22 protein-coding genes are annotated in these 19,972 nt (G+C 46.0%); 6 read left to right on the top strand and 16 right to left on the bottom strand.

The genetic code is table 11. The annotated features are described in order from the left end of the window. Positions 1 to 481 precede the first annotated feature (481 nt). The 5 genes from C7460_RS01460 to C7460_RS01440 form a co-directional block, all read right to left on the bottom strand. Entirely contained in the window at positions 482 to 805 is a 324-nt protein-coding gene (locus C7460_RS01460; protein WP_115866279.1) for a T9SS type A sorting domain-containing protein, read from the bottom strand. A 231-nt stretch (positions 806 to 1,036) separates the two neighbouring features. Beyond that, positions 1,037 to 1,639 (bottom strand): superoxide dismutase family protein, encoded by a 603-nt coding sequence (locus C7460_RS01455; protein WP_170147847.1) that lies wholly within the window; start codon positions 1,637 to 1,639, stop codon positions 1,037 to 1,039. Next, a complete protein-coding gene (locus C7460_RS01450; protein WP_115866277.1) occupies positions 1,626 to 1,970 on the bottom strand; it encodes a hypothetical protein in 345 nt (114 codons plus the stop codon). The genes C7460_RS01455 and C7460_RS01450 overlap by 14 nt, the downstream gene beginning before the upstream one ends. Positions 1,971 to 2,075: 105 nt before the next feature. Then, positions 2,076 to 2,771 (bottom strand): response regulator transcription factor, encoded by a 696-nt coding sequence (locus C7460_RS01445; protein ID WP_115866276.1) that lies wholly within the window; start codon positions 2,769 to 2,771, stop codon positions 2,076 to 2,078. Further along, complete coding sequence (locus tag C7460_RS01440) at positions 2,749 to 4,317, bottom strand: sensor histidine kinase (protein WP_115866275.1); 1,569 nt, start codon at positions 4,315 to 4,317, stop codon at positions 2,749 to 2,751. Before C7460_RS01440 ends, C7460_RS01445 begins: the two co-directional genes overlap by 23 nt. Positions 4,318 to 4,439: 122 nt before the next feature. Between C7460_RS01440 and C7460_RS01435 the strand changes: the two genes are divergently transcribed. Next, on the top strand, positions 4,440 to 4,724 hold the full coding sequence (locus C7460_RS01435; protein ID WP_115866274.1) for a sll1863 family stress response protein: 285 nt from the start codon (positions 4,440 to 4,442) through the stop codon (positions 4,722 to 4,724). A gap of 5 nt (positions 4,725 to 4,729) precedes the next feature. Here the strand turns inward: C7460_RS01435 and C7460_RS01430 are convergent, their stop codons facing one another. The 9 genes from C7460_RS01430 to C7460_RS01390 all read right to left on the bottom strand — a co-directional run bounded on the left by C7460_RS01430 (position 4,730) and on the right by C7460_RS01390 (position 15,296). Next, on the bottom strand, positions 4,730 to 5,587 hold the full coding sequence (locus tag C7460_RS01430) for a nucleoside phosphorylase (protein WP_115866273.1): 858 nt from the start codon (positions 5,585 to 5,587) through the stop codon (positions 4,730 to 4,732). A gap of 14 nt (positions 5,588 to 5,601) precedes the next feature. Then, positions 5,602 to 6,573, bottom strand: coding sequence for an oxygen-dependent tRNA uridine(34) hydroxylase TrhO (gene trhO / locus C7460_RS01425; RefSeq protein WP_115866272.1), 972 nt, complete (start codon positions 6,571 to 6,573; stop codon positions 5,602 to 5,604). An 87-nt stretch (positions 6,574 to 6,660) separates the two neighbouring features. After that, the gene (locus tag C7460_RS01420) at positions 6,661 to 7,302 is read right to left on the bottom strand and encodes an acetyltransferase (RefSeq protein WP_115866271.1); all 642 of its coding nucleotides are present in this window, start codon (positions 7,300 to 7,302) and stop codon (positions 6,661 to 6,663) included. A gap of 81 nt (positions 7,303 to 7,383) precedes the next feature. Further along, entirely contained in the window at positions 7,384 to 8,592 is a 1,209-nt protein-coding gene (locus tag C7460_RS01415; protein WP_115866270.1) for a hypothetical protein, read from the bottom strand. Continuing rightward, positions 8,589 to 9,860 carry a DUF2851 family protein gene (locus tag C7460_RS01410; protein ID WP_115866269.1) on the bottom strand — a complete coding sequence of 424 codons (1,272 nt, stop codon included), beginning with the start codon at positions 9,858 to 9,860 and terminating at the stop codon, positions 8,589 to 8,591. Before C7460_RS01410 ends, C7460_RS01415 begins: the two co-directional genes overlap by 4 nt. 67 nt (positions 9,861 to 9,927) lie before the next feature. Continuing rightward, complete coding sequence (gene pyrF, locus C7460_RS01405) at positions 9,928 to 10,749, bottom strand: orotidine-5'-phosphate decarboxylase (RefSeq protein WP_115866268.1); 822 nt, start codon at positions 10,747 to 10,749, stop codon at positions 9,928 to 9,930. A gap of 166 nt (positions 10,750 to 10,915) precedes the next feature. After that, on the bottom strand, positions 10,916 to 11,545 hold the full coding sequence (locus C7460_RS01400; RefSeq protein WP_115866267.1) for a LolA family protein: 630 nt from the start codon (positions 11,543 to 11,545) through the stop codon (positions 10,916 to 10,918). A gap of 45 nt (positions 11,546 to 11,590) precedes the next feature. Continuing rightward, positions 11,591 to 14,224, bottom strand: coding sequence for an FtsK/SpoIIIE family DNA translocase (locus C7460_RS01395; RefSeq protein WP_115866266.1), 2,634 nt, complete (start codon positions 14,222 to 14,224; stop codon positions 11,591 to 11,593). Positions 14,225 to 14,267: 43 nt separating this feature from the next. After that, positions 14,268 to 15,296: a quinone-dependent dihydroorotate dehydrogenase gene (locus tag C7460_RS01390; RefSeq protein ID WP_115866265.1), complete on the bottom strand. Its 1,029-nt coding sequence runs from the start codon at positions 15,294 to 15,296 to the stop codon at positions 14,268 to 14,270. A 194-nt stretch (positions 15,297 to 15,490) separates the two neighbouring features. Here C7460_RS01390 and C7460_RS23595 point away from each other — a divergent pair, with 194 nt between their 5' ends. Then, the gene (locus C7460_RS23595) at positions 15,491 to 15,649 is read left to right on the top strand and encodes a hypothetical protein (RefSeq protein ID WP_170147846.1); all 159 of its coding nucleotides are present in this window, start codon (positions 15,491 to 15,493) and stop codon (positions 15,647 to 15,649) included. On the opposite strand, the gene xerD is transcribed toward C7460_RS23595, so the two are convergent. After that, a complete protein-coding gene (gene xerD, locus C7460_RS01385; protein WP_115866264.1) occupies positions 15,646 to 16,545 on the bottom strand; it encodes a site-specific tyrosine recombinase XerD in 900 nt (299 codons plus the stop codon). The genes C7460_RS23595 and xerD overlap by 4 nt on opposite strands. Positions 16,546 to 16,559: 14 nt before the next feature. Here xerD and aroQ point away from each other — a divergent pair, with 14 nt between their 5' ends. The 4 genes from aroQ (at position 16,560) to rnhA (ending at position 19,158) form a co-directional block, all read left to right on the top strand. Further along, positions 16,560 to 16,979 carry a type II 3-dehydroquinate dehydratase gene (gene aroQ, locus C7460_RS01380; RefSeq protein ID WP_115866263.1) on the top strand — a complete coding sequence of 140 codons (420 nt, stop codon included), beginning with the start codon at positions 16,560 to 16,562 and terminating at the stop codon, positions 16,977 to 16,979. A 2-nt stretch (positions 16,980 to 16,981) separates the two neighbouring features. Beyond that, positions 16,982 to 18,025 (top strand): aminotransferase class V-fold PLP-dependent enzyme, encoded by a 1,044-nt coding sequence (locus tag C7460_RS01375; protein WP_245986128.1) that lies wholly within the window; start codon positions 16,982 to 16,984, stop codon positions 18,023 to 18,025. 107 nt (positions 18,026 to 18,132) lie between these two features. Then, a complete protein-coding gene (locus tag C7460_RS01370; RefSeq protein ID WP_115866261.1) occupies positions 18,133 to 18,702 on the top strand; it encodes a MarC family protein in 570 nt (189 codons plus the stop codon). After that, positions 18,703 to 19,158 carry a ribonuclease HI gene (rnhA, locus tag C7460_RS01365; protein WP_115866260.1) on the top strand — a complete coding sequence of 152 codons (456 nt, stop codon included), beginning with the start codon at positions 18,703 to 18,705 and terminating at the stop codon, positions 19,156 to 19,158. On the opposite strand, the gene C7460_RS01360 is transcribed toward rnhA, so the two are convergent. After that, a complete protein-coding gene (locus C7460_RS01360; RefSeq protein WP_115866259.1) occupies positions 19,151 to 19,876 on the bottom strand; it encodes a LytR/AlgR family response regulator transcription factor in 726 nt (241 codons plus the stop codon). The two genes, rnhA and C7460_RS01360, sit on opposite strands and share 8 nt — an antisense overlap. Positions 19,877 to 19,972 lie beyond the last annotated feature (96 nt).

Raw genomic sequence — 19,972 nt, 5'->3', positions numbered from 1 at the left:
TGCATTAAACTTTCTATATCGTCAATTGTGAGTGCTTCTTGCCCTACTTTTCCATGCGGCCGGCCAGGCTGATGAAAAGGCTTCGCGCCCCGGTAGCAAAAATCAAGGGCTATGCGCCCCGGACTGAGTCCATTTCTTAACGCTTTTCCAAATAGAAATCAGCAAATAAATAAACTCGCATTTACGTTTACGATAAGATTTTGAGATTAGGTATAAGCTCAGACCTGCCTATGCCGGCCGTATTTATTGGTAACCTGATTTTCATCCGGAAAACCTAAAATGAACCAAGGCCCATCCCTTAATAGATCCTTTTTCACGATAGATTTTGGATTGATCCTAAATTATCCCAGATCTATGCATAATACAAGCTCCCCAAAGAAATATTGTTTGATCCTTACCTATCCCTATAAAAAAACAAAAACCTTCTTGAAACAAGAAGGTCTTTTGCAATAGTATAAAGAAGTATGATCTTAAATGTTTTTTATTTCAGCACTACCTCTTGCGTGTAGCTACCGTTGTTGTCGGTGATTTCGAAGGAGTATGTACCAGGTTCCATTAGGTCCATGTGGTATCTCCTGAGAAAACCACCATCGTTTTTTATCTTTTCGATCTTCACGAGCTTACCGTGCTCGTCCTTGATTTTTATTTTTACCACGTTTTGCTCTTTAGGAGCATACAGTAGTTTAAACGTTGAGTTACTGCCCGGTATTACCGCAGCTCTTTTGCTCTTCTTGCCATCACCGGAGGCGAATGCAGCGCTAGTAACTGTTAGCAGCACTGCTACAATCATTGTTAGTCTTTTCATGAGTATTGAGTTTGAGTTTGACCTTTAGGTTATTGATATACCATTTTACGGCCTTCAACACTCAGGTTTGTCATCGCTCAGTAAACGATTGTCATGAAATGTCACATAATTGTATACAATGCGCAACAAAAGTAAGAAAGTATTGCAAAAATCAAATATGATAACGTTTGTATATTATGTCAGCCCATGTTTTTGGTGCGTGTGTTGGTGAAAACACGAATGAGTGGGGAGTTATTGGGTGACTGGTGAAAGCGTACCACAGGCGATTTTGGCATTATCATGTGGATGTGCACCGTGATTGGGATCACACTCGGTAGTGAAGTCTTCAAAAGTTTCGTGAATTACGAGTACAGCGCCCGTGATGTCTTTTTCCGATCCTGTGCCCACTTCCCAAAGGTCTGTTTTGATTTCTAGAGAGCCTGTACCATCATATCCTACGCTGGCATTGCCCACGTCTCCTGCCATAGGTTTTCCCCAGGTAATGCCCAGGCTTTTTTCGTTGCAAAATGAGTGACTCATGTCTTTGCCCTGATTCCAGTGCATGCCTGGATTTTCGCATGTGCCCGCATGCAAGTGTATGGCGTGGACGGTGTTTGGAGCGAAATTTTTAAGAGAAATGGAGGCTAACACAAAGCTGTCTTTTTGTATAAATACAGCACTGCCAAAATCGTTGGTGTCCAGGACATAGCTACCATCATTGTTTTGTAGCATGCCACTGAGGGGTGCTATTGCTGTAGGTAGGGCCGGTTCATCAGGCTCTTTAGTGGGCGCTTCATCATCACAAGCCACCACCAGAAGAATGAGCAGCACTATTAGCCAGTTAGTCTTCATCATCTTCCTCATCCTCCCCGAGGTAGTCGCTCATGTATCCTACATCAGCATGTTTGTTTTCATAGTCATCTCGAATGTCGTCTTTTAGGTTGCCATCATCATCAAAATCATCATCATCTTCTACAATGGCTTTGGCTTCTGCTACGGTCATCCGTACCATGTAATATTTTTCATCCGTTTCAAAAGGCAGTGCTGAAACCCTGTTACCCTCCTTGTTGTAGAAGTGAATCAGAGAATCATGAAAGCCATAAGGGTAGGCTAGTTTGATCTGCTCTTGCAGGTGCTCATCAAGTTTGTCAAAATCTTTGATGACGCGGGGTTTTGATGCTTGCATGGTGGTTGCTATTTGTCATTTTCTGGCGAAAGGTAGTCGACGAATTGTTATTTCAAAAACTGAAATCACTGGTAAATGAAAAATTTTATTAAAAAAATAACCTTGCTAGGTAAGTAGCTTATAGCCAGCGCCGTGAACCGTTAGGATATGCCGTGGTTCGTTGGGGTTTTGCTCTATTTTTTGTCGCAGTTTTAATATGAAATTATCTACTGTGCGAGTGGTGGGGTGGTTGTCATAGCCCCAAACATCTTCTAGCAACTGGTAGCGGTTTACTACTTCGTTTTTATGTAGGTAGAGGTATTGGAGTATTTCATATTCTTTGTGAGACATTTTCATGCTGCCCTGTTGGGAGTGACTCGCAGAATAAGTAGCAAAGTTTACCGTAAGCAGTCCAAGTTGGATTTGTTCTGGGACTTCATTTTCAAGAGGTTGCTCACTTCCCGTACGCCTGAGCACAGCTTTTACACGGGCTACCAGTTCTCTGATGCTAAAAGGCTTGGTGATGTAGTCATCAGCGCCCAGCTCCAGTCCGAGCACTCTGTCGATTTCCTCACCTTTTGCCGTGAGAAAGATGATCGGAGTAGTGATTCCATTTTTTCGGGCTTTTTTACATACGTCAAACCCTGACAGCTTCGGAAGCATAACATCGAGGAGTACCAGGTCAAACTTACTGGAGGCCAAGTGTTTGAGGCCTTCTTCACCGTCTTTGGCTACGGTCACCTCAAATTGTTCAAACTCCAGGTTGTCTTTAAGCCCAATTTGCATGTTAGGCTCGTCTTCAACGATCAGTATCTGCGCCATGCTTGTCTTTGTGAAATATGAGTTTAAATATACTGCCACCTGTTGGATTGTGGTCTACTTCTGCTTTGCCACCATGAGCTTCCATGATCCGACTTACGAGCGTAAGTCCCAGACCGGCACCTTGCGTAGTGTGTACATTGCCTTCAGATACCCGGTAAAACTTATCGAAGATGAGGCGTTGCTTTTCGGTGGGTATGCCCATACCCTGATCCATCACTACTATTTGTAAGGTGTGCTTGGATTCTTCGGTACGGAGCTCCAGGTGTTTGGTCTCTGGGCTGTATTTGATGGCATTATCTACGAGGTTTACCAGTGCTTCATAGATGGCCTCCTTATCTGCTGAAATCACAGACAGATCAGGGGTGAAGCTCGTGGTGTAGGTGAATCCATTGCGCTCCAGGTGATAGGCATAGTCATGCAAAAGTTCCTCCACAATAAGGTTGAGGTCACAGGTGGTCATGTGGTAGGTGCGCTTGTTGGCTTCCATTTGTGAAAAATTTAGAATTTTGTTCACAATGCCCGTGAGCCGATTGGTTTCTTTGTAGATGATCTCTTCATATTCTTTGCGCTTTTTGGGAGAGGGTACCCGGTCTAGCATGAGGGTTTCTGCAAACATGCTAATCAGCGATAAAGGAGTTCTTAGTTCGTGCGAAACGTTGGAGACAAAGTCTGATTTCGCTTCAGCTAATGAAATATCTTTGCGGAGGTTTCTGATCACCAGGCCAAAGCCAAAAAGCAAAAGAAGGATAAGTATAAACGTGGCAGCCAGGTTGTAGGTGGTTCGTTCATTTACTAGCTCCGATACGGTTTTGTTGGATGAGCTGATGCCCACATCCAATTCGGGAAAGAGCCACATGCTTTTGCTGAGCATGATGTTGTTCGAAAGGGAGTCTGTCACATATACCAGTTGTTCGTTTTTTCGGTATTGAAGGGCGATGATTAAATCGCGCTCCGCGATCTGTTGGAGACGCGGTGCCAGTACATTTTCGGCGAATCCCTGAATGCTTAATAGTCCGGTAAAATATACTTTTTTACCTCGCACATCCAGTACCGCATGGATGATCTGTATTTTATGAGGGCCCAGGTAGAGGGTTCCTCTGGGTTCTACTTTGCGATAGCCACCTTCTTCATAGCGGATAAGCTGATTTTTAAGTGCTACGTCGGCAGCCAGCAAAGAGTCATATTGTTTTTTCCAGTTTGGGCCTAGTGTAAGTTCGGGGTTTAATGTGTGTAGTTTGGGCGGTCCATTTGGTAGTGGGTCCAGTATAAATGCATGGAGATTGCTGTATTTTAGGAAGGGTTTGGTGGTGGTAAGTGTGAGGGAGTCAGTGAGTTCTTCTTCTAGTTTGTTGAGTAGTGCGTTGACGTTATCATTGGAAAACTGGTTGACAGAAAAAATGATAGCATCTAGCTGGTCCCGGTAAATTTTTTCAATTACTTCCTCGCTCTCTTTTACCGATGTGATCTCATAGACCGAATACAGGACTATAGGCAGTAGGATGGTGCCTATGACGGTGGCTATAAGTCGATTTGATGAGGATTTCATGTGTGCGTAGCTGCTAGGCAATGGGTAAATGTATGGGCTAAAAATACACTATGAAACGAATGTGTCCGGCGATCGTTGGAAATATTATTTCAAATCTTTAATTTCCATGAAAACCGGTAATTATGGCAGAAGATACTAACGGACAAGTTGAAAATATACTGGCAGAGCTAGGTAAAAAGATCGATCAGCTGATCTATGAAACCAAAGATGCCAGCGCTGAAGTGCGTGATGATGTAGAAGAAAAGATCCGTGAGCTGAAGAAGAAAAAGGAAAAGCTGGAGGATGATTTTCATCACTACAAAGACCGCAACGAAGACAAGTGGGGCGAGACCAAAACACATTTGAGTGCGGCTTTGCGCGAAATGAAAAAAGCCGTGGATGCACTTTTTAGGAGCAAAGAAGCTTAGAGAGCCTAAATCCGCTCCAGTACTTTTTCTATTAGCGCATCGATCACCGCATTAGGATCATCGGCAAATTTATTGGTGATGCGGTTGGCTACTATGGCGTTGAGGCTAATCATTTCATGCCCCAATAGTCTGGCTAGTGCATAATATCCTGCCGTTTCCATTTCCAGGTTGGTGAGCCAAAAATCCTCATGATGAAAGTAATTGAGCGTTTCCACCAGCTTAGGATAGCGAATAGGGATGCGGATTTCTCGCCCTTGTGGTCCGTAGAAGCCATGACATGTTACGGTGTTGCCCATGGTCATGGCATCTGCAAACTGTGCAGCCAGTGTTTCACTGCCTTTTACACAATAAGGCATGTAGGGGAGGTCCATGGCTTCCTGTAATTTGTTGGCGACTATCTGCTCCTGCTCGGTCATTTCCAGCTTGTAAAAATGTACCATTGGGTCCATTCCTATGCCGTATTCGCTGATCACATGGCTGCCGAGTGGTATGTCTTCCTGTATACTTGCCGAGGTGCCTATACGCACTAGTTTGAGTTTGGTAGGCTCAGGGTTGGGTTCGCGTGTTTTCAAATCGATATTGAGTACTGCATCTAGCTCAGTCATCAAAATCTCCACATTGTCGGTGCCCATGCCCGTAGAAATTACCGTGAGCCGCTTGCCCTTATAGGTGCCTGTGTGAGTGATAAACTCTCGCTTGTTCATCTCAAACTCCACCTTGTCGAAGTGTCTGGAAACGCGGTGCACCCGGCTAGGGTCACCCACCGTAATGATTTTGTCTGAAAGGTGCTCAGGTTTCAGGTTGAGATGATAGATACTCCCATCCGGATTGGTGATGAGATCAGTTTCTGAGATTTTGGGCATGGGAGTTTGTTGTGTTATTCGTTCGTTGCTTTGGCTTCTTTGCGCTTCAGGCCGCGGTAGGGATTGTACCCATTCATGTCTTTGGCATAGTATCCTGTGCCATCATATGGTCGTACATCAGGGTTTTCCATGCATTCTTTTGAGCAGCATCCATTGTATACTTTAGCGCCTTCTTCGCTCATCGGGATATGGATGTTGCAGTGAGGGTTGGCACAGTTGACCATGCGGTCACAGGGCTCATTGGTCACATAGCATCTAGAGATCACTTTAGGGTTTACCTTGTTCAGGTCTTTCACTACCCGGTTGTCAAATACGTAGCATTTACCTTCGAAATCTTCACCTTCAGCCTCTATACCATACTTGATGATACCACCATGTAGCTGATGTACATTTTCAAATCCCTGCTCTAGCAGATATGCGCTGGCTTTTTCACATTTGATCCCGCCTGTGCAGTAGGTGACAATCTTTTTGTCTTTGTATTGCTCTAGTTCTTTTACTTTCTCGGGAAAGTCTCGGAAGTTTTCTATATCCAGCGTCACGGCATTTTTAAACTTGCCTACCATGTGCTCATAGTTGCTACGCACGTCCAGGATGACAGTGTCTTCTGGTTGCTCTTTGAGAATTCTCCTAAACTCTTCAGGCTCTACATACCCACCGGTTTTTTTGGTAGGGTCTATGTGCGGTAGGCTGGCGTGCACGATTTCGGGCTTCACACGCACGTGCATTTTCGCAAAAGTATGGTCTGGCACTGCCTCTACTTTAAACTCGGTATCCGCAAAACGTGGATCAGCTTTTACTTCGGCCATATATTGCTCACAGTCTGCACGCAGGCCAGATACAGTGCCGTTCAATCCCTCTTCTGCCACGATGATGCGTCCGCGGAGGTTTAGCTCCAGGCAGCGCAGATGATGTTGTTCACGAAAAGTTTCCGGATCCTCGATCCTGGAATAACAGTAATAGAGTAATACGAGATAGTCTTCTTTCATAACGAATAGCCTTGTTTCAGCAAGGTGTTAATTTTAAGAACAGAAAGATGTAAAGGTGCAAAAGTATAGCACCTGATTGAATTGTGTTTATTTTGGTTGTATCGGGGTGGCTGGGTTGCCAAATACGGTGGCACCATCTTCCACGTCTGCCACCACTACTGATCCAGCACCGATTCTTGCTTTTTTACCAATTTTTACGCCGGAAACGATCAATGCCCCGCTTCCTATAAAAGCCTCGTTGGCGATGGTCACGCCGGAGTTGATAGTAGCGCCAGCTCCGATCTGTACAAAATCGCCTACTGTAGTGTTGTGCTCAATGATGGCTCCTGTATGTATTAGGCAGTGCTGTCCTATGGTGGTATCAGGGCCTAACGTCACGCGGGCATTGATAAAGTTACCATGACCAATGGCCGCACTGTCCGAAATGATGGCCGCCTGATGTACCGCATTTGTGGGCATCACTTTTCGTGAGTCCATCAGCTTTTTTACCTGCTTTTTGCGCAAAGCATTGTCATCCGTAGCCACAAATGCTTCTGTCTTCTGACCGATCAGCTTCAAGAAGCCATGGTCTTCAGTATCTCCGAGCACAGGCACATCATCGATCTCTTTGCCATGCAGGTCTTTAGAGTCTTCCAAAAAGCCGTAGACCACCACGTTGTTGCTTTTGAATATCTCTAATGCAGCGGTGCCTATTCCTTTGGCGCCAAATATAATTACGGGTTTATCCATCGTTTTTTTGATCTCTTGTATTTGGGTGATTTGTTCGAAAAGCTAATTCCGTGAAAATCAGCCTGCAAAGGTAGCTAAAAGCTAATCTTTTTGAAACAATCTGCGGAAAGGTGTATACAGCAAGACAAAGACCAGAAAGGGTAGGTAGGCCGTTTTGTAACGGATCAGTGTGCCAAAGGCCGGAGCTGCCAGCGGTAGAGTGATGGCTAGTATACTGCAAAAAATAATCGCGCACCAGCCTGCGGCATCCATGCGAATATGTCTCCACCAGTAGATGCTGAGGAGAGTAAGGAGGAGCAGTGTCAGGTTTTCCAGCCCAAAAGGAAGAAACCAGGTTGACCCTTCAAAAAGCAGCGGACGGAATAACCCGGCGAAAAAGCTTTCTGGTGAAGCTTTGAGAAGTCCTGAATATGTGGGGGTAAGGTTTTCGAAAACGACATGGTGCTCAGGGCTGGCATCTAGTATTTGGGTATAGTTGGTGTAGATGGCCTGTGGGAAATTTGCGATGTTGAGGTTGAAGTTGAGCAGCGATAGCATGCCTAAGAGTGCGATGCAGTGGATGGCAAGTAGGGCCATTCGGCCCACGGTTGAGATCCTCAATTCTTTTAATAAGGTGTTGATGGCGAGAAGGCCCAATGTCAAACCTGCAGTGGCTGCGAGGTAAAATTTCAGGTAAAACAAGAGCAAAAGACATGTGAATGTGAGCACTAATTGGCTGAAGGGCTGTGATTTTCGGTAACAATAGGTGATCACCACACTGCCGAGCAGCATGAGTGCGGAGTTTGTAAGCGTGTCTTTGAGTATCCCTGAAGACCAAAAAATCACGGAAGGCCAGGCCAAAAAAGCAATGATGGCAATGGTGCGCAGATGTGGAAAATAGTTGGACAGCTGTCTGGTAAGGTGAAATGCACAAAAAAATGAAATCACTCCCAGGAAGGCTGCAGCGATCCAGTAGCTGCCACCTGCTAGTAGGTACAGCACACTCAATATTTTGGTGAAAAGCTCGGTGCGTGCTTCAGCTTTGAAAACTGGATGCTGAGCGGTGAAGAGCTCTGCAAAATAGGCTCCAGGAGAAGTTATTGCCTGTTGATAGCGGGCAAAAGCTTCCTGGTGGAAAGTAATAGTGTCACCTTCGCCCAGATAGTGGAGGTACACCCATCCCATCAGTAATGCACCAGCTACACGCAGCCCCATTGCCGGCCAGTAGACGAGTTTCCAAAAATCATCTCTCGGACGCACTTTGATCAAAACCAGTGCAAGGATCAGCATGCTAGTGGTTTGCCAGATCATTTGCGGTGGAGTATAGTGAGGCCGATGTTGCAGTGCAGGCACTTTTTCATCTGGCAAAAATGCTGAAACTGGTGGAGAGCAGCCTGGGAATCAGCTGCTGATTCTAAGCTTATGCCCAGTTCGGTCCATTTTTTGGTGATCTTATTTCGCTCAGCTGGGAGTGACTCCATTAGCTCTTGAGCGAGCTCCAGGTAGCTCACTTCACCGATGTATTGGGCGTATGCGGCCAAAATAGGAGCTACAGTATTGATGATAATGATGGAAATGGCACTCTTGCCTATGGTCATGGGTTTTGTAGCTGGCTTTCCCAGGTCCATGTGCTCCTTCCAGTAATCGGGTAGAGGCTGATGCAGTAGTGACTGGGCATCTTTGAGCGAGTGGATATGGGTCACAGCATCAAATAGCTGCTGATGGGCGTGCAGCACCGCGCCAAATTGTGCCAGGCGCACAGCGGGGAAATTTGCTGGTCGCATCCGGGCGTGTTTCCATAAGTGCTTTTCCAGTAGTGGGCTTAAGCTGTACTTTTTTTGAAGGAACTGAAATTCCCGCTGTAAAGCTTGCGAATAATCATCGGTGGGTGTGTCGTTTAGCCAGCCACTCATGCCAAAAAGCAATGCGAACAGTTGAGTAGGCTGCTGCTGGTGCTTGCGGAGCACCTTGTAAGGCAGTGAGGTGCTCAGCTTGAGCATAGCTTCTTTGTTGGTTTTAAACCCAAAGTTGGCGGCTAGAGTACGATAAGTGGTTTCTTCCCAGTCATTGCCACAAGCTGCCAAAGTAGTGAGTACGGTCTGGCTTTTAGCCTCTAACCGAGCGGCTAGTGACCGGTCCAGTAGGGTGGTGATTTGAATATTAGGAACCTGGTGAAGGACTTTGCCACAGCGTATGTCTTCGGGCTGGTTGATGTATCGGCGATATTCGGCTTGCAGGTCTTTGGGAGCATAGCGTGCCAGCTCCAGGGTGGGTATAGGCTGACCATCTATGGTGATGTCCTGGTCATGGTTCCAAACCACATGTAATACCACATTGTGGTAGGCTTGATCATCGAGGTGACCATGGCGTTTCCAGTCAGATGAACGGTAGTGGATTTCTACAGATCCTGACCACATGAGCTCACCAATTTTTAGCCGGGCATCACGGAAATCCGGACCCGAGTCAAAATTTTGATGTCCTGGATGGTAAACTTCCAATACTTCCTTGTTGGTAAGTACCAAAGGCTTGCCTTCCAGCTTTTGAAACTTCCAGAGAAATTGCAAAAAGTATTCGTCCATAGGCTAGTAGATGAGCCTATGAATATACAACGAATCAGTAATAAATAAAGGTGCTGCCCGTCATTTACTACCCAAGGTGCAGCTGCAATTGGGCAGCCATTTCTTGTTGTAGCTTTTTGGCTGCGTTGGCCGCTGCTGCCCCAAAGTTCTCATCTGACCCAGCGTAAATGATTCCTCTGGATGAGTTGACGATCAGCCCGCACTGCTTGTTCATGCCGTACTTACAGACCTGCTCCAGACTACCGCCTTGTGCGCCCACGCCTGGGATTAGCAAAAAGTGATCAGGTACGAGAGCCCGCACGCCGATGAGCGATTCGGCACGAGTGGCACCTACTACATACATCATATTGTTGGCATTGCTCCAGCTGGCACTTTTTCGGATTACCTGCTCGTAGAGTTTTTCGCCAGTGCTTTCTATCATCAGCTCCTGAAAATCAAACGAACCTTTGTTAGAAGTAGCAGCCAGCAAGACCACCCATTTTCTTGGGTATTCAAGATAGGGGGTCACGGAATCTTCTCCCATGTATGGCGCCACGGTCACTGAGTCGAAGTTCATGTTTTCGAAAAAGGCCTTTGCATACATGTTGGAGGTGTTGCCAATGTCTCCTCTTTTGGCATCAGCTATGGTGAATATGTCCTTAGGGATGTATTCCATGGTGCGCTCCAGCGACTCCATGCCTTTGCTACCCAGCGCTTCGTAAAATGCCAGGTTGGGTTTGTAAGCAATGGCGTACTGATAGGTGGCGTCTATAATTTGTTTGTTGAACTCAAAGATCGGATCAATGGCCTTGTGCAGATGGGAAGGGATCTTGCTGAGGTCCGAATCCAGTCCTACACACAAGAAAGATTCTTTTTCTCTGATTTTCTCAAAAAGTTGTTGACGCGTCATTTGTCTGGAGGTAGTTTGGGACGCAAGTTAAAAATTAAAGCGTTTGTGGCGGTAACGAAATGAAGGGTTAAATAGTGTGGATATAAAAACAGGGCATAAAAAAAGGGGCTACCTCCGAAGTGTCTGCTTCTGAGAGAGCCCCTTGTCTAGGTTTTGGTAATGATGACTATCTAAAGTCGATCACCTCTACGCCTTTGTTTTTCTTGGTATCAAACGTGAAGTAATCATCGCTGACATCTTCTTTCTTTGTGAACTCGTTGATGGTGTAGATGTATTTGTTTCCACTCCGCTCAAAGACGGTGAATTTTTTCAAGTTGTCCTGTGAGTCGATCACCAGTCGGATTTTGAAATAGCTTTTGTCCTTACTTACAGGGTCTAGCTCTACTATGCGGTCACCTTGTCCATTGATAGACATCAGTGCATACTTGAAGCCATCTTTGTAGAGGTCGTAGATGTTTCCAAGCGTGATTTCTTCATTTTCTGGCTCATATGGACTGATGGTCACTTCATTGAATTCTTCGCTGTAGCTATAGACATTGGTGCCGTTGTTGTAGATTTCCTGTCCGGCTACCTGTAGGCGATACTTGTCGTCTTTTACGGTGATGCTGCCAGAGATGGTCTCGTTGATTTCAGCACTTTCGTTTACAAGCTCCTGAGTAAAATCTGCACTATAGGTGCCAATGTCTTTGTACTTGCTGCTCATTGCATCGAGCACTGCGCGTGCTTCAGGGTCGTACTGCGCGGAGGCGCTCCATGCCATTACAGCAGTCAGGGTTGCAACAATAATTCTTTTCATATGCTTCTAATTGGTGTTTTGCCTGGAGGCAAAACGGTTTACTTGTTAATACTTCTGGTCTATCTCATTCAATAACTGTTCCAAAGCGTATTCGTCCGGTACGAGTACCTCTCGGGCCTTGCTTCCTTCGAATGGTCCTACGATGCCTGCAGCCTCTAGCTGATCGATGAGTCGGCCGGCACGGTTGTAACCCAGTTTCAGTTTTCGCTGAATTAGCGAGGTGCTTCCCTGCTGGTGCATGACGATCACTTTAGCAGCATCTGCAAACAGCGCATCGCGCTCCGATAGGTCTACACCGCCTACTTCAGAACCATCGCTATCCCCAATAAATTCAGGAAGTAGGTAAGCATCGTCGTAGCCCGGCTGATCTCCTACATACTCACACACCCGGTCTACTTCTGGAGTGTCTACAAATGCACACTGCAAACGTATCAAATCTGAGCCAAGTGACAGGAGCATGTCTCCCATGCCCACTAGCTGATCAGCTCCACCCGTATCCAGAATGGTTCTGGAATCAATTTTGGAGGTTACCCTAAACGACAGGCGAGCAGGGAAGTTGGCCTTGATGATACCGGTGATGACATTTACCGATGGACGCTGTGTGGCTACAATCAGGTGAATGCCAATTGCACGTGCTAGCTGCGCTAGTCGGGCAATAGGTGTTTCTACCTCTTTGCCGGCAGTCATCATCAGATCGGCAAGCTCATCGATGATGAGTACAATGTACGGCAGGTACCTGTGGCCCTTTTTAGGATTGAGGCGCCGGTTCATAAATTTCTTGTTGTACTCCTTCAGGTTTCTACAGCCAGCGTCCTTCAGGAGGTCATAGCGGTTGTCCATCTCTATACACAGCGAGTTGAGTGTGTTGACTACTTTGCTGGTATCGGTGATGATGGCTTCTTCACTATCCGGGAGTTTTGCCAGGAAGTGGCGCTCTAGCTTGTTGAAAAGCGTGAGTTCCACCTTTTTGGGGTCTACCATCACAAACTTGAGCTGCGATGGGTGTTTTTTGTAGATCAGCGAGGCGATGATCAGGTTGAGTCCTACCGACTTACCCTGACCGGTAGCTCCGGCCATCAGTAGGTGGGGCATTTTAGCCAGATCCGTGACGTAGACTTCATTGCTAATCGTTTTTCCGAGAACGATCGGCAGGTCTTTGTCACTTTTCATAAACTTCTCCGTGGTGATCACAGACTTCACGTCTACCATCTCCCGGTTTTTGTTCGGTACTTCTATACCTATCGTGCCTCGGCCTGGAATAGGTGCGATGATTCGAATGCCTAGTGCTGCCAGGCTCAGCGCTATGTCGTCCTCCAGGTTTTTGATCTTGGAGATTTTTACCCCGGCCTCAGGTACGATTTCGTAGAGCGTCACCGTAGGGCCTATAGTAGCTTTGATGCTCGAAATCCCTATTTTGAAGTTGATGAGGGTCTCTACAATCTTGTCTTTGTTTTGCTCCAGCTCATCTTTGCTTACCTGAATGTCGCGCTGAGGATAGTCTATCAGGAGCTCAGGAGTAGGGTAGTGGTAGCGCGGTAGGTCTAGCGTAGGGTCGTAGTTTTCCATCTCCTCTACGCGTTTTTCTTCATCTTCGGGGATGTCTACAGGTATGCTAAATTCCGGCTTGGCTTCTTCTTTGGAGCCATCTTCTTCGGGTATTTCTATGGAGAGCTCCAAATCTTCTTTCGGTTGCGCTTTGCGCGGCTCAGGTTTTTTGTCCAGCGACCAAGACTCTACTTCTTTGGGAGCTTCCTCTTCTTTTTCCGCTTCATCCGTTGAACCCAGATCAAATGTCGGAACGTTTGCAGGAGGTGGGGTAGGTTTTTCTGGAGTTGGCTTTTTGGGCTCTTCTGTGTTGGGCTCACTTGACGCTTGCTCTTCTTGCTCTACTTCTTCTTTTACCTGCTTTAGGATAAAATCTAGCGAACCATCGGCACCAGTGGTGTCTACCTCATCTTCGGTTGCTATATCTTCATCAGCAGTAGACTTGTCATCTTCTGTTTCCGTCTCTGCTTTTGGCTTCCTGGCCAAAAGACCTTCCAGTCTGGCTTTAAACTTGACTACCACATCATCCACTACAGGTATCTGCGTGATGTCAAAGAAGTACATATTGAATACCAAAAACAGAAAAATCAAAAACAGCATGGTGCCCCATCCCATTAGGCTATCAAAAATGATTGCCAGCTCAAATCCTGCACCACCGCTCAGAAAACCCCAGGCGCTTACTTCGTCTGAGCTGATCATAAAGTAGCCGATGAAGGTGCTGAGCCACAGTAGGTAAAAGGCTGTAAAGCCAAAGGATTTGGTGAGTGACAGGGTGCGTTTGCGCCATATGATTCGGTGGCCTACCAAAAACAAAAACGGAGGAATCAGCAACGCCGCCAATCCAAACCAGAGGAAAATAAAATAGTGGGCTGTGATGGCACCTAGCGTGCCAAACCAGTTTTGTACCTCTTGCCCAGAAGCTTTTACGTTGGTTTGGAGAAATGCCTCTACTACACTTTGGTCTTCCTTGCCCGTGATCAGGTAGGAGACAAAAGATACCAACAGGAAAAATGCTGTAAGCAGCAGAAACATACCCACTGCGAGGTGAAACTTGCGGTCGTTGAAAAAGTCCAGATTAAACTTGAAAGACTTAGTCGAGGACTTGTTTTGTTTTTTATAGGTGTTTTGTGCCATTTGAATCGTTAACCAACAAAAGTAATGGAGATTGTGCCGTTCATCAAGCGTTTTTGAGGATGGCCTCATTGATTTCTCGTACGAGTCCGGGGCCTTTGTAAATCAATCCGGTGTAAACCTGTACCAGGGTGGCTCCAGCAGCGATTTTCTTTAGTGCATCCTCGCCGCTCATGATTCCTCCTATGGCTATAATGGGTATATCACGATTTTGTGCACGTAAATATTGTATCACTTCGGTAGATCTTTCGAAAACCGGTGCTCCACTTAGTCCTCCTGCCCCTATTTGGTCCAGCTCTTCGTCGGTAGTTTGCAGACCTTCACGAGATATAGTGGTATTGGTAGCTATGATGCCATCCAGGTTGATGTTGTGAGAGATTTCGATGATGTCATCGAGCTGAGCGTCGGTTAGATCTGGAGCGATCTTAAGCAAGATAGGTTTTGGAGATGCTTTTTTCTTGTTAGCCTTTTGAAGTTCTTTTAGAAGTGCTTCCAGTGGCTCCTTGTCCTGGAGTTCGCGAAGACCCGGAGTATTAGGGGAGCTTACATTCACTACAAAATAATCCACTACCGGATATAGGGTGTCAAAACATTTGAGATAATCCAGCGTGGCCTCCTCGTTTGGAGTGATCTTGTTTTTGCCAATATTACCGCCAACGATGATGCCATTGGGACGCTTTTTAAGGTTGGCTAGAGCAGCCTTCATGCCATTGTTATTGAAACCCATGCGATTGATCAGAGCTTCATCTTCGGGTAGTCTGAAAAGTCTGGGTTGTGGATTGCCGGGCTGTGCCTTTGGGGTAATAGTGCCTATTTCTATAAAACCAAAGCCCAGACCAGCAAATTCATGGATGTAGTCAGCATTTTTATCAAAGCCTGCGGCCAGTCCTACGGGGTTTTTAAACTTTAGCCCAAAAACTTCTCGCTCCAGTCTGGGGTCATTTACCGTATAGATTGATTTGAAAATAGATTTGACAAAGGGGAGTTTAAAAGCTCTTTTAAGGTTTTTGGTGGTGAAATGGTGCGCTTCCTCAGCTGGTTTGGTAAAGAGGAATTTCTTAGCGAGTTGATACATGAATGAAGTCCTGATTTTAGATATAAAGACAAACTGGGCAAAACTACTGTTTAAATCGCATAAATGAGGTGGATTTCTAAATGGCTCCGTCGGCGAGATTGGGGGATTAAACTGTAGTGACAGTGCTTTGAACGAAACACTTCCTGAATGAATTTTCGTGTGTACTATTTTTAGTAAGCAAGCAATCGAAAACAATGAAGACAATAATAGACGCTAAAAGAACCCCGAGGGAGGTGGCGGGAGTTTTGCGGCTGGCACAAAAGGACTTTGAGGTGAAGCGTGCCAGGATTCGTAAAAAAAGATTGGCCATGGAGCAGATTCGAAGAGCCCTGGCTGAAGGATACTCCTTTTAACTTCGGGGATGAAACTCGTGAATAACCTGCCGTAGGTAGTCACGGTCCAGGTGCGTGTAGATCTCGGTGGTAGTGATAGACTCATGTCCGAGCATCTCTTGCACTGCACGCAAGTCTGCACCACCTTCTATTAGGTGGGTAGCAAAACTATGGCGAAAGGTATGTGGGCTTATGTTTTTGGCAAGCCCTATTTCTCTAGCCAGGTCTTTTAGGATATTAAATACGCTGATCCTGGAGATGCGTGATCCCCTTAGGTTTAGAAACAAATGGTCTTCTGAGCCTTTTTTGATGTCCTGAAAGTTGCGAACATGGTCCTTATACAGGCGAATATGCTTGAGTGCTTCTCGCCCTATGGGTACCAGACGCTCTTTGCTGCCTTTACCCACCACTCGAATAAACCCTTCATCAAAGTAAATGTGACTGATCTTGAGCTCTATGAGCTCAGATACGCGTAGACCGGAGCTGTAAAGGGTTTCCAGCATGGCCCTGTTGCGTACCCCTGCGTCTGTAGAGAGGTCTATGGCTGTGAGTAGCTTTTCTATTTCATGAAACTCCAGCGTATCGGGAAGTTTTCTCCCTATTTTTGGGGCTTCGAGCAGTTCGGAGGGGTCTGCCTCCAGGTAGTCTTCGTAAAGCAAGAATTTAAAAAAAGCCTTAATGCCGCTCAGGATGCGAGCCTGAGAGTAAGGGGATAAGCCCAGCTCTAGCAGGTATTCGATGAAATCGGTAAGGTCTGCCTGAGTTACATTGAGAGGAGATACTTCGCGGTTTTTGATTTCGAAAAACTCCTTTAATTTCGTAATGTCTCGGATGTAGGCTTCCACGGAGTTGTCCGCAAGGGAGCGCTCTAGCTTGAGATAGCTTTGAAATTGCTTGATATATACGTTCCAGTTCACTCTAAAGCGAATTTATGCAAATTATTATCATAAACGGACCCAATCTAAACCTGCTAGGCAAACGTGAGCCGGAGGTGTATGGGCATCAGACATTTGAGGATTATTTTGAGCAATTGAAAACGACATGTTCGGACGTGGAGTTGCACTACTTTCAGTCTAACCACGAGGGGGCATTGATTGATAAGTTGCATGAAGTTGGATTTTCATATGATGGCATAGTAGTAAACCTGGCAGGCTATACACATACTTCTGTGGCTTTGGCGGATGCCATAGCGGCTATACCTGCGCCAGTGGTGGAAGTTCATATTTCTAATATCCATGCCCGGGAGGCTTTTCGTCATCATACCTACACCGGAGCCAAGTGCAAAGGGATTATCTCTGGCTTAGGGTTGAAAGGCTATGAGTTCGCAGTGAAATACTTGCAGGAACTATGAAAATGGCCAATTTTTACCCCGGACCAAGCAGGGTGTATTCCCATATTACCGAGTACATCTACGAAGCTTACATGGATGGAGTGATGTCGGCCAACCATCGGAGCGAGTTGTTTATGGATCTGATGGTAAAAACCAAATCCACTTTAAGTGAAAAGCTTTGCATACCGGAGGGCTATGAACTTGTTTTTACCTCTTCGGCTACCGAGTGCTGGGAGATTATCGCCCAGTCGCTTACGCAAAAAGGGAGTCAGCATTTTTATAATGGTTCCTTTGGTGAGAAATGGGCTTCGTATTCTTCTGCGCTTGTGCCAACAACGAATGTGCATTTTGGGATCAATGAAGTGCTGCCTACTGGTGATGTATCTGAAGATGTAGATGTGCTTTGTGTCACACACAATGAAACCTCTAACGCCACCATAGTGAGGCAGGAGAGCCTGCAAATGCTGCGAGAAGAAAACCTTGGCAAGCTGATAGCGGTGGATGCTACCTCTTCTCTGGGAGGAGTGAAGCTAGATTTTACACTGGCAGATGTATGGTATGCATCGGTGCAAAAATGTCTGGGACTACCAGCCGGTATGGGTGTGATGATCTTGTCGCCCAAAGCTCAGGAAGTGGCCTACAACATAGGGGAGGGGAATCGTTACAATAGCCTCGTGCGTATTTTGGACAATGCCAAAAAGCATCAAACCGTCTACACGCCCAATGTGCTCAGTATTTATTTGCTCATGCGCACGCAAAAAGCATCCAAAGGCATCGACTATATCGCTGAAAAGCTGAGCCGACGGCTGGTGCAGTATGAGGAATTGATCAGCTCCAAAGCGGGGGTGTCACACCTGGTAGAAAATGAGGCAGTCCGCAGTAGCACAGTGTTGGCATTGAAAGTGGACGATCCTGAGGTGCTAAAAAGTCAGGCTGAAGAGTACGGGATCATACTGGGCAATGGCTATGGACCGTGGAAACCATCTACTATACGAATTGCCAACTTTCCTGCGATCAAGTCTCGTGAGGTGGAAAAGCTGATCGGTTTTCTGGACAAACACCTGTAGCCAAATTATCTTCTCATTACTGCCAAATAAAATTTTGTGTGATTTTCAGATTTGCGCAACCAATGCTCAAAATACCACGTAGCTTTGTGGAAAAAAATTAGCAAGCGTTGTTCAATTTGAAAGAAATCCTATCGGTTTCACTGATTCTATTTTCGGTGATAGACATTCTGGGGAGTGTCCCGATCATTATTGATTTGCGTAGAAAAGCGGGGCATGTACAGTCCGAAAAGGCCACGTTGGCTTCTGGTGGACTGATGATTTTGTTCCTGTTTTTGGGAGAGGGTTTGTTGAAACTCTTTGGAATAGATGTGGCGTCATTTGCCATAGCTGGTGCACTGATCATGTTTTTTCTTGGACTGGAAATGGTGTTGGGTATCCACTTTTTCAAGTCGGATAATGAGGACTTGTCTTCATCCTCTATTGTGCCGCTGGCATTCCCATTGATAGCCGGAGCAGGAACGCTCACTACACTGATCTCGCTCAAGTCTATATACGCCACACCCAATATATTGGTAGGCGTGATTCTCAATCTCCTGTTTGTCTACGTGGTATTGAAGTCTTCCAACTGGCTGGAGCGAAAGATCGGTGCGGCGGGATTCAACGTGCTTAGAAAGGTATTTGGTATTATCTTGCTTTCGATAGCTATCAAGATTGTGAAAACACACTTACTGCAGTAAATGATCAAAATATATACAGACGGAGCAGCGAAAGGCAACCCCGGCCCTGGGGGATATGGTGCTATATTGGATTTTCAGGGGCGCCGAAAAGAGCTATCGGAGGGTTTTAGAAATACGACCAATAATCGCATGGAGCTGCTCGCTGTGATCAAAGCCCTGGAGGCTATCAAAAAGCCAGGCTGGGAAGTGCTGGTATACTCAGACTCCAAATATGTGGTGGATGCAGTAGAGAAAGGCTGGGTTTTTGGCTGGGAGAAAAAGGGCTACAAAAACAAAAAGAACCCGGATCTGTGGCAGCGATTTCTCAAAATATACCGCCAGCACAAGGTGAAGTTTCAGTGGGTAAAAGGCCATGCAGGCCACCCGGAAAATGAACGCTGCGATCAGCTGGCTGTAGAGGCTGCTGAAGGCCTGGACCTAAAAGTGGATGCGGCGTTTGAGCAAGGTGCTAGCTGAGCGTCTTGAAATGTGTGGAAAGCTCTTCAAAAAACTTTTTAGAAATAGGCAGTGAGTGCTCCCCAAGTGATACTGACGTGCTAGAAAAGGAACTCACCTTTTCGGTATTTACCGCATAGGACCTGTGGATGCGTTGGAAGGTATCTGCTGGTAGTTGCTTTACAAAATCTTTGAGTGTGGAGCGAATGAGATGCTTTTTTGTGCCCACCATGATCTCCAGGTAGTTGTCGTCAGACTTGATAAAGTCTATTTCCTGAACATTGATCTTTACGTACTGGTAGTTTTCTTTCACAAAGAAGTAATTGCGAATAACAAAACCTTCGTTTTCGTTCTGATTTAGAATTTCCCCAAACCTCTTCAGGGCAACTTCGATGGTTCCGTACAGGTTTTGCTTTTCTACAGGCTTGATCAAGTAGCCATAAGGCGAAGTGTTTACCGCTTTGTCTATGGTGGCTTTGTCACCATAGGATGTGAGAAACACAAACGGAAAGGAGTGGATTTCTTTGATTTGATTGGCTAACCAGATTCCGTCTTCTTCTCCTTTAAGCTGAATGTCAAAAAGGGCCACATCAGGAGGGTTTTTGCGGATAAACTCCAGTGCTTGTTTGGCACGTATGCAAATCCCCATCACTTCGTAACCCAACTCTGACAGCATGTCGGATATGGATTCGGCGATGATCATCTCATCTTCTACAATTAGTACTTTGAGTGCTTCCATATTACGACCTGTTTTGAGTAGGTAAATGGCCAGCCAGGCCTTGCCCAGCCAGCCCCATTCTGCCTTTAGACAAATATTGTGACTGACTATTTAAAA

Source organism: Marinoscillum furvescens DSM 4134 (assembly GCF_003386095.1).
Classification (GTDB): Bacteria; Bacteroidota; Bacteroidia; order Cytophagales; family Cyclobacteriaceae; genus Marinoscillum; species Marinoscillum furvescens.
Note: the sequence above shows the minus strand (reverse complement) of the source record. Positions and strands in the feature narration are given on the sequence as shown.